The sequence below is a fragment of the Streptosporangium sp. NPDC002544 genome (genome assembly GCF_040295965.1).
GTDB lineage: Bacteria > Actinomycetota > Actinomycetes > Streptosporangiales > Streptosporangiaceae > Streptosporangium.
In genome coordinates, this window is the sequence record NZ_JBEOWJ010000027.1 from 104,877 (window position 1) to 119,253 (window position 14,377).

Below are 14,377 nucleotides of genomic sequence, written 5' to 3' on the forward strand. Positions count from 1 at the left end.
GATGTTCGAGAGGTTCACCGACCGCGCACGGCGGGTTGTCGTCCTGGCCCAAGAAGAGGCCCGGATGCTCAACCACAACTACATCGGTACGGAGCACATTCTTCTTGGCTTGATCCATGAAGGTGAAGGCGTTGCCGCCAAGGCTCTGGAGAGCCTCGGCATCAGTCTTGAAGGTGTGCGTCAGCAGGTCGAGGAGATCATCGGCCAGGGCCAGTCCGCGCCGTCGGGGCACATTCCGTTCACCCCGCGTGCCAAGAAGGTCCTTGAGCTGTCCCTGCGCGAGGCGCTGCAACTGGGGCACAACTACATCGGCACCGAGCACATCCTGCTCGGCCTCATCCGTGAGGGCGAGGGCGTGGCCGCCCAGGTGCTGGTGAAGCTGGGCGCCGATCTCAATCGGGTCCGCCAGCAGGTCATCCAGTTGCTCCACGGCTACCAGGGCAAGGAACCGACCGCCGCCGGCGGTCCGGCCGAGGCCGCTCCTTCGACCTCTCTGGTGCTTGACCAGTTCGGCCGCAACCTGACCCAGGCCGCTCGTGAGGGCAAGCTCGATCCGGTCATCGGCCGGGAGAAGGAGATCGAGCGGGTCATGCAGGTCCTGTCCCGCAGGACCAAGAACAACCCGGTCCTGGTGGGTGAGCCCGGCGTCGGCAAGACCGCCGTCGTGGAGGGCCTGTCCCAGAAGATCGTCAAGGGCGAGGTGCCCGAGACGCTCAAGGACAAGCAGCTCTACACCCTGGACCTGGGCGCCCTGGTGGCGGGTTCGCGCTACCGCGGTGACTTCGAGGAGCGCCTGAAGAAGGTCCTCAAGGAGATCCGCACCCGCGGCGACATCATCCTGTTCATCGACGAGCTGCACACGCTCGTCGGCGCGGGCGCCGCCGAGGGAGCGATCGACGCCGCCAGCATCCTGAAGCCGATGCTGGCCCGAGGCGAGCTGCAGACCATCGGTGCCACCACCCTGGACGAGTACCGCAAGCACCTGGAGAAGGACGCGGCGCTTGAGCGGCGTTTCCAGCCGATCCAGGTGGCCGAGCCCAGCCTCAGCCACACGATCGAGATCCTCAAGGGTCTGCGGGACCGCTACGAGGCCCACCACCGCGTCTCCATCACCGACGGTGCCCTGGTGGCCGCCGCGCAGCTGGCCGACCGCTACATCAGCGACCGGTTCCTGCCGGACAAGGCGATCGACCTCATCGACGAGGCCGGCTCGCGCATGCGCATCCGCCGCATGACCGCGCCGCCGGACCTCCGCGAGTACGACGAGAAGATCGCCAATGTGCGGCGCGACAAGGAGTCCGCGATCGACGCGCAGGACTTCGAGAAGGCCGCCGCCCTCCGGGACCAGGAGAAGCAGCTCCAGCTCAAGCGCGAGCGCCGCGAGAAGGAGTGGAAGGCCGGCGACATGGACGTCGTCGCCGAGGTCACCGAGGAGCTCATCGCCGAGGTCCTGGCGACCGCCACCGGCATCCCGGTCTTCAAGCTCACCGAGGAGGAGTCCCAGCGACTGCTCCGCATGGAGGACGAGCTGCACAAGCGGATCATCGGCCAGGACGACGCCATCAAGGGTCTGTCCCGCTCGATCCGCCGCACGCGCGCCGGTCTGAAGGACCCGCGCCGCCCCGGTGGCTCGTTCATCTTCGCCGGTCCTTCCGGTGTCGGTAAGACCGAGCTGTCCAAGGCGCTGGCCGAGTTCCTGTTCGGGGACGAGGACGCGCTGATCATGCTGGACATGTCGGAGTTCATGGAGAAGCACACCGTCTCCAGGCTGTTCGGCTCGCCTCCCGGCTACGTCGGATACGAGGAGGGCGGCCAGCTCACCGAGAAGGTGCGGCGCAAGCCGTTCTCGGTCGTCCTGTTCGACGAGATCGAGAAGGCCCACCCCGACATCTTCAACTCGCTGCTGCAGATCCTGGAGGACGGTCGTCTGACCGACGCCCAGGGCCGGGTGGTGGACTTCAAGAACACCGTCATCATCATGACGACGAACCTGGGCACCCGGGACATCTCCAAGGGTCAGGGGGTCGGCTTCGCGAAGAGCAACGACGCCGAGTCCAACTACGACCGGATGAAGTCCAAGGTGCAGGAGGAGCTCAAGCAGCACTTCCGGCCGGAGTTCCTCAACCGTGTCGATGACATCGTGGTCTTCCACCAGCTCACGCCGAAGGAGATCATCCGCATCGTCGACCTGATGCTGGCCCAGGTGGGTCTGCGTCTGAAGGACCGCGACATGGGGATGGAGCTCACGCAGGAGGCCAAGCAGCTGCTGGCCGACCGTGGCTACGACCCGGTGATGGGCGCCCGCCCGCTCCGTCGTACGATCCAGCGCGAGCTGGAGGACACCCTGTCGGAGAAGATCCTGTACGGCGAGCTCCGTCCCGGCCAGATCGTGAAGATCGGGATCGAGGGCGAGGGCGAGAACGCGAAGTTCACCTTCGTCGGTGAGGACGCGCCGGTCGACCGGGTTCCCGACTCGGCCGCCGCCATCGCGGAGCCGATCCAGAACTAGGCCCAGAACCGGGCATCGTCCCGCGGGCCCTGGCCGTTGGATCGGTCAGGTGGTGCCTCGCAAGGTTGGCGGAGGTCATCGCAGCACGCTGCGGTGACCGACGACAACCCGGCGAGGCGTCGTCCGTCTCGCCGCGGTAGGCGGAAGACCCAAGGCGCAGGACACCGGGCATGGCCCGATCAGGCAGGAAGGACAGACCCCGCCGTGAGGATACTCACGGCGGGGTCTGTCTATTTGTTACCTAAGAAGGTGTCTCGCCACGATAGGTAGTACTACACTGCGTAGAGCGAGTTCGATAAGTCTTGCCCGAGTGATCCGTGGGTTGCAGTGATCATGGTGAGATCGGCGTCGAGGTCAGCCTGGCGGCGTACCGGGAAATCAGCTTCGTGAGTGACGCGGAGCCCGGTGGTCGCACGGGATGCTTTGGACGGCCGGGTCGAACTCCGGGCAGGGAGAGCCTCCGGCTCACGGCGCTGGAACACCGGCGCGGGGCGATCGGAGACGCTTACACGGAAGTATGTTTTGGAGGCACGCATGCGTTTACGGCACGAGGACGGGACGCTCGTTCACCTGGCCTACAACGCGGGCGTGCACCCCGCCGAGGACCTCGAGAACCTCATCGCGCACCTGACGAGATACGCGGTGCCGGTGCGCAAGCGCCTCGGGGTGGAGCGGATGGGCGTCGGCCTCTGGCTCTCCCCGAGCGTCGCCGACCATCTCACCGCGGACCGGATAGAGCTGGTGCGCCTGCGCCGCTCCCTTGAGGAGCGCGGCCTGGAGGTCGTCAGCCTCAACGGAACCGGCGGCAGGAACCAGGAGTCCCCCGGTCCCGACTGGGCCAAGCCCGAGCGTTACCGCTACACGATGGCACTCGCCAAGATCCTGGCCTTCCTGCTCCCGCAGGACGTCCGCTTCGGAAGCATCTCCACCATCCCCATCGGCTGGCGCCGCGACTGGCCGGCCGACCTGCACGCGATAGCCTCGCGCCGGCTGGAGCGCCTCGCCCGCGAGCTGCGCGGGCTGTACAGCGTCACCGGAAAGACGATCAGGGTCGGCTTCGAGCCGTGGCCCGGCTGCGTCCTGGAGACCACCAAGCAGGCGCTCGACAGGGTCTCCGGCATCGACTCCGAGCACCTGGGGGTCTGCCTGGACGCCTGTTACCTCTCCGGCGGCGCTGAGGAGCCCGGAGTCGCCCTGCGCGGCCTGGCGGACGCCGGAGCTCCTGTCGTCAAGCTCGGCCACGTGCACAACCACATGGCCGCCGCCTGCCAGGAACTGCCCAGCACCCGCTCGGTCCTGGAGGACACCCTCACCGCGATGCTCTCCGGCGCGGTGAACGGCACCGCTCACATCGAGGTGGAGACGCACGACCTGGCCGTGCCGCTTCGGGCCAAGGGGCCCGGCGCACTGGTCAACGTGATCGCCGAGGAGCTCGACTGGGCCCGCACCAGCCTCACGGCGCTCGGCCTGCGCCTCGCCGCCTGATCGCCTTCGCCCGCCGGACTCGCGGCGCGGCAGTGGAGCCTTTCCCGCCGTGCACGGAGGCCCCGGCGGGAAAGGCGCCGGCCTGCTCCACCCGGTGACCGCGAGCCGGGCGGCAGGTGCCCTCGTCGAGGGCGCGTTCCCGCGGTGCGGCGTCGATCGTGGCGCGTTCAGCCGGGTAGGCGGTAGGTGCCGTCGTCGAGGACCTCGGCCAGGCCGTCGGAGATCAGGCCGTCGAGGGCGCGCTCTCGCTGCGGGGCGTCGTCCCAGACCACGTCGAGGGCGTCCTTGGGCACCGGACCGTGGGCCTGGCGCAGAACCGCGAGAAGGCGGCCGCGGCACTGACGGTCCGTGCCCGCGTACGTCTGCCCCCTGCGCGCGGGACCCTCGTAGGCGGGCTTGCCCGCCAGGCGCCAGGCGCACAGGTCGCTGACCGGGCAGTCGGCGCAGCGGGCGGCACGAGCGGTGCAGACCAGTGCGCCGAGCTCCATGACGGCGACCGCCCAGACGGGGGCGCGGTCGGCGTCGGGGAGCAGCGAGGTGGCGAGCCTGCGCTCGGGGGGCGTGGTGGCCTTCGGCGGATATTCCTCGCCGCTGACGGCCCGCGCCAGGACCCGCCGCACGTTGGTGTCGAGAACCGCGTGCCGGCCCCCGAAGGCGAAGCTGGCGACCGCGGCCGCGGTGTACTCGCCGACGCCGGGCAGCGCCAGCAGGGTGTCGTGCTCCGAGGGGACCTCACCGCCGTGCCGGTCGGTGATCGCGCGGGCGCACGCGTGCAGGTTCAGCGCCCGGCGGGGGTAGCCGAGGCGGCCCCAGTGGCGTACGGCCTCACCGGGGGGCTCGGCGGCGAGCGAGGCGGGCGTGGGCCAGCGCTCCATCCACTCGGTCCAGACGGGCAGCACCCTGACCACCGGTGTCTGCTGCAGCATGATCTCGCTGACCAGGATCGACCAGGGCGAGGCGCCGGGCGCCCGCCAGGGAAGGTCGCGGGCATTGCCGGCGTACCAGTCGAGGACGGGTTCGAGTAAGCGGTTCGACTCGGGCACCTTTTGACGATAGTGCGGGATCGGGCCCCCTTGCCCCTCCTTCACCTGCCTTCATCCGCCTTCTGCCGATGATCGGTGGCCGAAACGGGGACGGTAGCGGCGGGTCTCCCCCTGTGGCCCGTGAGCACTAACCATACTGTTGGTATGGACCCCGACACGTTCCGTAGCGATATCGGAGCTGACATCTACTGGCGGCGCCGGATGGCCGCGCTCGTCGGTGTGCTCGTGGTGGTCGCCGTCGTGGCGTGGGCCTGCTCGTCGACGAGCGGGCCGCAGGACGCCCGGGAGAAAGGCACCTCGGCCGCCAAGAAGGACGCGCCGGACCCGCTGCTGGCCATCCTGCCGACCATGACGGTCATCCCCTCACCGCCTGCGAGCCCGTCCGCGAGCCCGACTCCGGAGCCGAGGGAGAGCAAGGCGGCCCCCAGGCCCCGGCGACCTGGTGAGGCCTGCGCCTCCCCGCAGCTCGTACTGAGCATGGAGGGCCAGGGGACGGTCTACCCGCCGGGCATCCGGCCCCGGTTCATCCTCACCCTCGTCAATGTCGGCAAGGTGATGTGCACCACGGATGTGGGGCCGCGCAACATGGAGGTGCGCATCACCTCCGGTGACGACCGGGTGTGGTCCTCCTCCGACTGCGTCAGCGGTGAGACCGAGAACATCCGCAAGCTCGACCGGGGCATCCCCTATGTCCGGGAGCTGGTGTGGGACCGCCGCAGGTCCGGGAACGACTGCACCGCCGACCGCGTCGCCGCGCGTCCCGGTACCTACGTCGCGGTGGTCCGCGCCCCCGGTCTGAGGAGCCGCAAGGCCGTCTTCCACCTTCGCTAGCGATGTCCGTCCGCGTGCCCCGGGGCACCGAAGGACCGTTTCCGCGAGACGACGGCCGGAAAACCGGCCGAAGTTCGCGGTCAGCGCACCGGCGCCGTGCAGACCTGCGCCGGGTCGGCGGCCGTCGGCCGTCCAGGCCGCCGGGCGAGGCATGCCGGCAGGACCCGGTGAGCCTCCGCGCTCGGCCGGGGGATCTCTTACACGTAGCGTTCCAGGATGGACGACTCGGCCAGCCGGGACAGACCCTCGCGGATGTGGCGGGCCCTGGCCTCGCCCACCCCGCCCACCTCCTGGAGGTCGCCGATGCTGGCGGCCAGGAGCTTCTGCAGGCTGGCGAACTGGTCGACGAGGCGCTCGACCACCGTGCCCGGCAGGCGCGGAACCTTGGCCAGCAGGCGGTAGCCCCTGGGGCTCACCGGTGTCTCCAGGGCGTCGTTGCCCGAATGGCCGAGGATCTGGGCGACGACCGAGAGGTCGAGCAGGTCGGCGGAGGAGAGCTGGTCGAGCTCGTGCAACGCCTCGGCGAACTTGCGCGGGCGGCGGCCCGTCACGGGCAGGTAGTCGCGCACGATCAGTTCGAGGTCGCTCTCCGTGCCGGCCACGAGCTCATCCAGCTGCAGGGAGAGCAGGCGGCCGTCAGTGCCGAGCTCCACCACGTAGCCCGCGATCTCCTCGGAGATGCGCCTGACCATCTCCAGCCGCTGGGCGACCACAGCGATGTCGCGGACCGTCACCAGATCCTCGATCTCCAGCGCCGAGAGCGTGCCGGAGACCTCGTCCAGGCGGAGTTTGTAGCGCTCCAGCGTGGCCAGGGCCTGGTTGGACTTGGACAGGATGACCGACGACTCCTCCACCACGTAGCGGATGCCGTCGAGGTAGAGGGCGATGATCCGCATGGACTTGCTGAGGGAGATGACCGGAAAGGATGTCTGAAGGGCCACCCGCTGGGCGGTGCGGTGCCGGGTGCCCGACTCGTCGGTGGGCAGGGACGGATCAGGCATCAGGTGCACGGCCGCGCGCACGATCCGCAGGTCGCCGGAGTTGAGGACGATGGCGCCGTCCATCTTGGCCAGCTCGCGCAGCCGTGTCGCGGAGAACTCGACGTCCAGCTCGAACCCGCCGCTGCAGATCTCCTCGACGGTGCTGTCGTATCCCAGCACGATCAGGCCGCCGGTGTGTCCTCGCAGGATGCGCTCCAGGCCGTCGCGCAGGGCGGTGCCCGGTGCGACGGCGGCGAGGACGTCCCTGCGGCGGTCGTCGAGCCCTTTGTACGTTGCTGCCACATGACCCCCGTGGTCTGCGTATAACGCTCAGCTTACCGGCGAAGGCCCCGCACGGCCCGGAATCATCTGATGACCATGGGCCGCGCGAGGTCCGTGGGGCGTGGCGCCTCAGGTGACGTGGGTGAGGGCGTCCCAGACGTTCTCCGCCTCGACGACGTCGAAACCGGGCGCGAAGGACGCGCCACGCCCGGCCACCCGGACCAGGGAGTTGTCGCCGTTGCGCCTCTTGCCCACCTCCAGGGAACCCGCCGGGACCAGTGCCCGGGTGAAGCCCAGCCGCGCGGCCTCCGACAGGCGGCGCCGCACGTCGCGCACCGGGCGCAGCTCCCCTGCCAGGCCCACCTCGCCGAGCACCACCAGGCCGGCGGGGAGCGCCTTGTCGCCGGCCGCGCTGGCGACCGCCAGCATCACGGACAGGTCGACCGCGGGGTCGCTGAGCTTGATCCCGCCGACGGTCGCGGTGAAGACGTCGCACCCGCCCAGCTTGGCGTTGAGCCGCCGTTCCAGCACGGCCAGCACCATCGTCACCCGGTAGGTGTCGAGCCCCGAGGAGGAGCGGCGCGGCTGCTGGGCCTCGGTCCTGGCGACCAGCGCCTGGACCTCGGCCGGCAGCGGCCGGGTGCCCTCCAGGGTGACCGTGACGCACGTGCCGGGCACCGGGTCGGTGCGGTGCGAGACGAACAGGCCGCTGGCGTCGGTGATGCCCTCGATGCCGCTCTCGTGCAGGTCGAAGCAGCCGACCTCGTCGACCGGGCCGTACCGGTTTTTGATCGCGCGGACCAGGCGGAGCCGGGAGTGCCGATCGCCCTCGAAGTGGAGCACCACGTCGACGAGGTGCTCCAGCGTGCGGGGGCCGGCGATCGAGCCCTCCTTGGTGACGTGGCCGACCAGCACGGTGGCCATGCCACGCTCCTTGGCCAGCCGCACCAGGTTTCCCGCGACCTCCCTGACCTGGGTCACCCCACCGGGCACGCCGGTCGCCTGGGCCGAGCCGATCGTCTGCACCGAGTCGACGATGAGCAGGTCGGGCTGGACCTTCTCGACGTGCGAGACCAGCGCGCCCAGCTCGGTCTCCGCGGCCAGATAGAGACGGTCCTGGATCGCGCCGATCCGGTCGGCCCTGATCCGCACCTGGGCGGCCGACTCCTCGCCCGTGATGTAGAGGACGGTCTGCTGCCGGGCGATCTTGGCCGCCGCCTCCAGCAGGAGAGTGGACTTGCCGATGCCGGGCTCACCGGCCAGCAGCACGACGGCTCCGGGCACCAGACCGCCGCCGAGGACCCGGTCGAGCTCGGGCACCCCGGTGCCGCGCGCGTGCGCCACCTCGGCCTTGACCTGGCCGATCGGAACCGCCGGTGCCGACACCGCTCCGGCGGAGGCCACCCGCGCACCCGCGGGCGCCGTCTCCTCCTCGACCGTGCCCCAGGCCTGGCACTCGCCGCAGCGCCCCACCCACTTGGCCGTCTGCCACCCGCACTCGGCACAGCGGTAGCCACCAGCCTTCTTCGCCATGGCCGCACGTTACCCGTAGGACCCGACAACTTTCACCCGGCGGGGGCGCCGTACCGGATGAAAGCCATCGGGAGAGGCGTCAGATGTGGCCTTCGAGGTCGGCCAGGAGCAGGCGCTTGGGCTTGGCGCCCTTGATCTGCCGGACCACCTCGCCGTCCTTGTAGAGGTTGAGCGTCGGCAGGCCGAGGACGCCGTACCTGGCGGAGATCTCGGGGTAGTCGTCGGCGTTGAGCTTGGCGATCGTGAGGCGGTCGCCGTACTCGGCCTCGATCTCCGCCAGGACCGGCGCGATCATCTTGCACGGCCCGCACCATTCGGCCCAGAAGTCGACCAGGACCGGCTTGTCGCTCCGTAGCACCTGCTCGTCGAAGTTGTCACTGGTCAGTGTGATCATGGTTTTCCCGTTTCCTCAGTACGCATCCTGGGCAGGCGGTGGTCAGCTGCGCCGCCACCTCCGCCCTCCGGGTGAGAAGCGTGCGGATCTCGTCGTCGATCTCCGCCAGCTTGCGCTGGTAGACGGCCACGGACTCCGGGCACGATCCCCCCAGGGCATGCCCGGCCCGCAGGCAGGCCACGAACGGGCGGGCGTCCTCCAGGGTGAAGCCGACGGCGAGCAGCGACCGGATCTCGGAGACGAGCCGCAGATCGGTCTCTCCGTACTCCCGGTAGCCGTTGGCCGAGCGCCGGGCCGTGATCAGTCCCTGCTGCTCGTAGTAGCGCAGTGCCCGGGTACTGACACCCGCCCGCCGTGCCAGCTCACCGATCCGCATCCGGCCCTCCTCATGACCCGACGATAAACCTTGACATCAACGTCAAGGTCAAGCCGGTGTCCCGTTGTTCCTCCTCCGCGCCCGACAGGCCGGCGGGCAGCCGCGGGACAGGTTCAGAACCGCCTCCAGCGCAGCAGGTTGGGGTAGGCGATCTCCAGGCCGGGGGTCTCGGCGATGGCGAGGTCGGCGACCGCGGGGGTGAACTCGATGCGGAGCACCGCCTCCAGATCGGCGCGGCGTTCGAAGCACATGCGCAGGTCGAGTTTCTCCACCTGCCAGCCCTGGCGGTTCCAGAAGCTCTCGACGGCCCTGGCCGAGTACGCGGGGATGGACTGGCTGAACCAGCGGCCGAAGGCGCCGCGGGTGGTGTCGATGTCGATCACGAAGGCCGCGCCGCCGCGCCGCATCACCCGGGAGAGTTCGGCCAGGCCGGGCTCGCAGCCGGGGCCGAAGAAGTAGGCCCAGCGGGCGACGGCCACGTCCACGGAGGCGTCGGGCATCGGGAGGGCCTGGGCGGTGGCGGCGTGGATCTCGACGTTCCGCAGGGCATGGCAGCGGCGCCTGGCCAGCCGTACGAGGTCCTCGTGGGGTTCGACGCCGATCACGCGGGCGGCGGTGGCGGCCATGGCCGGCAGGTGATAGCCGGTGCCGCAGCCGATGTCGAGGACCGTCGCCCCCGTCCACGACCTGACGGCCGCCATCGCGGCCTCGGCACGCCCCTCGGGATCGACCGCCCGGTTCTCCAACTCGTAGGTCTGGGGGGTGTTCCAGATGTTGGGGCTGGGGATGGCACCCCTGGCGAACCTCGGCATGCCCTTACCGTAATGACTCCTCCGTCTCGGTGAGGAGAGCGGCTTCTCACCCCACCGGCGGAGGCGGGCCTTGATCGTTTCGAACGCCTGGCGGTCTCCTCGCCGAACCCGACGGTGTGATCTCGGTCGCGTCGGTGGTGGCGGACAGCACTGCTCGCCGGACCCGCTTAGGCTGGCAAAGGTGAGCGACATGAGCGAGCGGGCCGGTATGCCCAGCGGTGTTCGCCAGGGTGTGCTCCGAGTCGGAGACGAGGAAGCGGTATGAGCGTCCGTGTATCCAGCGCGAAGATCGCGCTGTCCAGCGCGTCGGTGTATCCCGAACGCACCCCCGACGCCTTCGAGTTGGCCGCACGTCTGGGATACGACGGTGTGGAGATCATGGTGGGCGCCGACCCCGTGAGCCAGGACATCGACGTCCTGGAGCGTCTGTCGGACCACTACCAGCTGCCGATCCTGGCCATTCACGCGCCGTGTCTGCTGGTGACGCAGCGGGTGTGGGGCAAGGACCCGTGGGCCAAGCTCCAGCGCGCGCAGCGCGCCGCCGAGCGGGTCGGCGCCAAGACCGTCGTGGTGCACCCGCCGTTCCGCTGGCAGCGCGACTACGCGCGCGACTTCGAGCTCGGCCTCGCCAGGATGCGTGACGAGACCGACGTGGTCTTCGCGGTGGAGAACATGTTCCCGCTGAGGGCCAGGGGCAACGAGGTGGTCCCCTACTCACCCGACTGGAATCCGGTCGACTACGACTTCCCGCAGGTCACGCTGGATCTGTCGCACACGGCGGTGTCCGGGTCCGACGCCATGGAGATGTTCACCAAGCTCGGCGACAGACTGGCCCACCTGCACCTGGCCGATGGCTTGGGGGTGTCGAACAAGGACGAGCACCTGGTTCCCGGGCGGGGCAACCAGCCGTGCGCGCCGATCCTGGAGCGGATGGCGGGCAACGGCTACTCGGGGCTGGTCGTGCTGGAGATCAACACGCGCAAGGCCGCCAGCCGTACCGAGCGGATCGACGATCTCGCCGAGGCGCTGGCCTTCGCCCGGCTGCATCTCGCCGCGTCCACCAACGTATGAGCGAGCCCGTCGTGAGCACGCCGTCCGCGAACGGCTCCGCCCAGGACGGGGCCGGAGCGGTCAGAAGGCGCCCGGGGCGCAGGCCGGGGTCGGCTGACACCCGCGGGCAGATTCTCGCGGCGGCGCGTGAGACCTTCGCGGAGAAGGGGTTCGACCGGGCGACCATCCGGGGCATCGCCCGGCAGGCGGGGGTGGATCCGGCGCTGGTCCACCACTACTTCGCCGGCAAGGAGGGGATGTTCGTCGAGGCCATGGAGCTGCCGATCACCCCCGAGAGCGTCGTCTCGGCGGTCCTGGCGGGGCCGCGCGAGGAGGTCGGCGAGCGGCTGGCCCGGTTCATCCTGACCGTCACCTCGGATGCCGGGGCCCGCCAGCCGCTGCTGGCGCTGGTCCGCACCGCGATGACCAACGACCAGATGGTCGTCATGATCCGCGAGTTCATGATGCAGGCGCTCCTGGTCCGGGTCGCGGAGATACTGGGAGTCCCGCCGATCCGGATGGAGGCGGCCTTCGCACAGCTGTTCGGCGTGGTCCTGGTGCGCTACGTGCTCAAGCTGGAGCCGCTGGCCTCGGTGGACATCGAGGAGCTGGTCGAGCTGCTCGCCCCCACGGTCCAGCGCTATCTCGACGCGCCTTCCTAGCCTCGGCGGCCATCTCGGCGGCATATAGAGCATTGTTCTGGGAACGGTGTTGACCATAAGGTGGCCACGGTCGCCGTCGGTCTCGCTTTGAAGTTAAGTTACCGATCAGTAGTATTTATAGAGACCCGTCGTCAGCGTGGATGACAGGCAGTCGTACGCTGTCAGCCAACGTCGTCTGTGGGAGGACCCGTGCTCTGGGTAGCGATTATCGGGCTGGTCATGACAATCGTGGCGCTCGCGCTTGCCGCGCGCCGCGTGTTGTTCCTGTACAAGCTTGCCACCATCGGGCCGGGCGCGCCCGAGCGCGTCGAGTACGCGAAGAACAACCTCGGTGAGGAGCTCAAGGCCCAGCTGGTCGAGGTTTTCGGGCAGCGGAAGCTGCTGAAGTGGACGGCGTCCGGTGTCGCGCACTTCTTTGTCATGTGGGCGTTCTTCATCCTGGCGACCGTCTACCTTGAGGCGTACGGCGCGCTGATCCAGGGGGCCATCACCGGAACCCCCGACTTCCACATTCCCCTTGTCGGGACGTGGCCGATCCTGGGTTTCCTGCAGGACTTCATCGCGGTCGCGGCCCTGCTGGGACTCATCGCCTTCGCGACCATCAGGATCAAGAACGCTCCGAAGAAGCTGGGCCGCAAGTCCCGCTTCTCCGGGTCGCATCTCGGCGGTGCCTGGCTGGTCCTCTTCATGATCTTCAATGTGATCTGGACGATGTTCCTCTTCCGCGGCGCCGCGGCCAACACCGGCAACCTGCCCTACGCCTCGGGGGCGTTCGCCTCCGACGCGACGGCCGCGCTGCTGCGGCCGCTGGGCGAGGCGGCCAACGAGGCGCTCGAGCACGTCGGCCTGCTCCTGCACATCGGCGTCATGCTGGTGTTCCTGGTGATCGTGGTGAACTCCAAGCACCTGCACATCTTCACCGCGCCGATGAACGTGGCCTTCTCCCGCCGCCCGGACGGCAACGGCGCGGCCCAGCCGATGCGGATCGACGGCAAGATCGTCGACTTCGAGGACGAGGACCTCGATGGTGACCGGCTCGGCCGGGGCAAGATCGAGGACACCACCTGGAAGGGCTTCCTCGACTTCTACACCTGTACCGAGTGCGGCCGTTGCCAGTCGCAGTGCCCGGCCTGGAACACCGACAAGCCGCTGTCGCCGAAGATGCTGATCCTGGACCAGCGCGACCACGCCTTCAAGGTGGCGCCGTATCTGATGGCCACCCAGGAGCAGCGCGCCGACCTGCACGAGGACGTGCTGGCCCTGTTGGAGAAGCCGCTGGTCGGCGAGGACGGCGTCATCCACCCCGACGTGCTGTGGTCCTGCACCAACTGTGGTGCCTGCGTCGAGCAGTGCCCGGTGGACATCGAGCACATCGACCACATCCTCGACATGCGCCGCTACCAGGTGATGGTGGAGTCCAACTTCCCCTCCGAGGCCGGCGTCATGGTCAAGAACCTGGAGAACAAGGGCAACCCGTGGGGGATGTCCGAGATGAAGCGGGCCGACTGGATCGAGGAGCTCGCCGGCCGCGAGGTCGACCCCATCGAGGTCCAGCTCATCGACGACAAGATGCCGGAGGACACCGAGTACCTGTTCTGGGTCGGCTGCGCGGGGGCGCTGGAGGACCGGGCCAAGAAGACCACCAAGGCGGTCGCGGAGCTGCTGCACGTCGCGGGTGTGAAGTTCGCGGTGCTCGGCCCGATGGAGGCGTGCACCGGTGACCCGGCCCGCCGCCTGGGCATGGAGTTCCTCTTCGACATGCTGGCCAAGCAGAACATCGAGACGCTGAACGAGGCCGGGGTCAAGAAGATCGTTGCGACCTGCCCGCACTGCTTCAACACCCTCGCCAACGAATACCCGCAGCTGGGCGGTACCTACGAGGTGGTGCACCACACCCAGCTGCTGGCCAAGCTGGTGGACGAGGGCAAGCTGATCCCGGTCACGCCGATCGAGGAGAAGATCACCTACCACGACCCGTGCTTCCTCGGGCGCCACAACAAGGTCTACTCCCAGCCCCGCGACATCATGGCCAAGGTCCCCGGTGTGCAGACCCAGGAGATGCACCGCCACAAGGACCGCGGCTTCTGCTGCGGCGCGGGCGGCGCGCGGATGTGGATGGAGGAGCGGCTCGGAAAGCGCATCAACACCGAGCGGGTGGACGAGGCGCTGACCACGGACCCGGACACCATCTCCACGGCCTGCCCGTTCTGCCTGGTCATGCTCGGTGACTCGATCAACGAGAAGAAGAACGCGGGCGAGGCCAGGGAGACGCTGGAAGTCGTCGACGTCTCCCAGCTGCTGATCAAGTCGATCAAGGGCCAGCCCGTCGAGGCGTCCTGACGCCCGATGGCCGAACGTCAGGTGCGGCATTTTTTCGCATGCCGCACCTGACCTGCGGTCAAGTTCCCATGAAAAGGACG

Annotated in this window: 12 protein-coding genes; 6 read left to right on the forward strand and 6 right to left on the reverse strand. The window is 69.0% G+C overall.

The annotated features are described in order from the left end of the window. Position 1: 1 nt before the first annotated feature. On the forward strand, positions 2-2,509 hold the full coding sequence (locus tag ABT061_RS33640) for an ATP-dependent Clp protease ATP-binding subunit (RefSeq protein WP_030905625.1): 2,508 nt from the start codon (positions 2-4) through the stop codon (positions 2,507-2,509). A gap of 534 nt (positions 2,510-3,043) precedes the next feature. After that, a complete protein-coding gene (locus tag ABT061_RS33645) occupies positions 3,044-3,994 on the forward strand; it encodes a TIM barrel protein (RefSeq protein WP_343962239.1) in 951 nt (316 codons plus the stop codon). Positions 3,995-4,161: 167 nt separating this feature from the next. On the opposite strand, the gene ABT061_RS33650 is transcribed toward ABT061_RS33645, so the two are convergent. Beyond that, positions 4,162-5,037 carry an HhH-GPD family protein gene (locus ABT061_RS33650; RefSeq protein WP_350925632.1) on the reverse strand — a complete coding sequence of 292 codons (876 nt, stop codon included), beginning with the start codon at positions 5,035-5,037 and terminating at the stop codon, positions 4,162-4,164. Between the two features lie 144 nt (positions 5,038-5,181). Between ABT061_RS33650 and ABT061_RS33655 the strand changes: the two genes are divergently transcribed. After that, positions 5,182-5,868, forward strand: coding sequence for a hypothetical protein (locus ABT061_RS33655; protein ID WP_350925634.1), 687 nt, complete (start codon positions 5,182-5,184; stop codon positions 5,866-5,868). Positions 5,869-6,065: 197 nt separating this feature from the next. Here ABT061_RS33655 and disA read toward each other — a convergent pair whose 3' ends face one another. From disA to ABT061_RS33680, 5 genes are all read right to left on the reverse strand, one after another. Beyond that, positions 6,066-7,151 carry a DNA integrity scanning diadenylate cyclase DisA gene (gene disA, locus ABT061_RS33660; protein WP_350925636.1) on the reverse strand — a complete coding sequence of 362 codons (1,086 nt, stop codon included), beginning with the start codon at positions 7,149-7,151 and terminating at the stop codon, positions 6,066-6,068. Positions 7,152-7,259: 108 nt separating this feature from the next. After that, the gene (radA, locus tag ABT061_RS33665; RefSeq protein WP_350925638.1) at positions 7,260-8,663 is read right to left on the reverse strand and encodes a DNA repair protein RadA; all 1,404 of its coding nucleotides are present in this window, start codon (positions 8,661-8,663) and stop codon (positions 7,260-7,262) included. 79 nt (positions 8,664-8,742) lie between these two features. Then, a complete protein-coding gene (gene trxA / locus ABT061_RS33670) occupies positions 8,743-9,057 on the reverse strand; it encodes a thioredoxin (RefSeq protein WP_350925640.1) in 315 nt (104 codons plus the stop codon). Then, positions 9,038-9,433 carry a MerR family transcriptional regulator gene (locus ABT061_RS33675; protein WP_350925642.1) on the reverse strand — a complete coding sequence of 132 codons (396 nt, stop codon included), beginning with the start codon at positions 9,431-9,433 and terminating at the stop codon, positions 9,038-9,040. The genes trxA and ABT061_RS33675 overlap by 20 nt, the downstream gene beginning before the upstream one ends. Before the next feature lie 113 nt (positions 9,434-9,546). Further along, entirely contained in the window at positions 9,547-10,245 is a 699-nt protein-coding gene (locus tag ABT061_RS33680) for a class I SAM-dependent methyltransferase (protein WP_350925644.1), read from the reverse strand. A 261-nt stretch (positions 10,246-10,506) separates the two neighbouring features. Here ABT061_RS33680 and ABT061_RS33685 point away from each other — a divergent pair, with 261 nt between their 5' ends. From ABT061_RS33685 to ABT061_RS33695, 3 genes are all read left to right on the forward strand, one after another. After that, a complete protein-coding gene (locus ABT061_RS33685) occupies positions 10,507-11,316 on the forward strand; it encodes a sugar phosphate isomerase/epimerase family protein (RefSeq protein WP_350925646.1) in 810 nt (269 codons plus the stop codon). Between the two features lie 11 nt (positions 11,317-11,327). Beyond that, positions 11,328-11,957, forward strand: a complete 630-nt coding sequence (locus ABT061_RS33690) for a TetR/AcrR family transcriptional regulator (RefSeq protein ID WP_350925647.1) — start codon at positions 11,328-11,330, stop codon at positions 11,955-11,957. Positions 11,958-12,176: 219 nt separating this feature from the next. Beyond that, positions 12,177-14,297, forward strand: coding sequence for a heterodisulfide reductase-related iron-sulfur binding cluster (locus tag ABT061_RS33695; protein WP_502991533.1), 2,121 nt, complete (start codon positions 12,177-12,179; stop codon positions 14,295-14,297). Positions 14,298-14,377 lie beyond the last annotated feature (80 nt).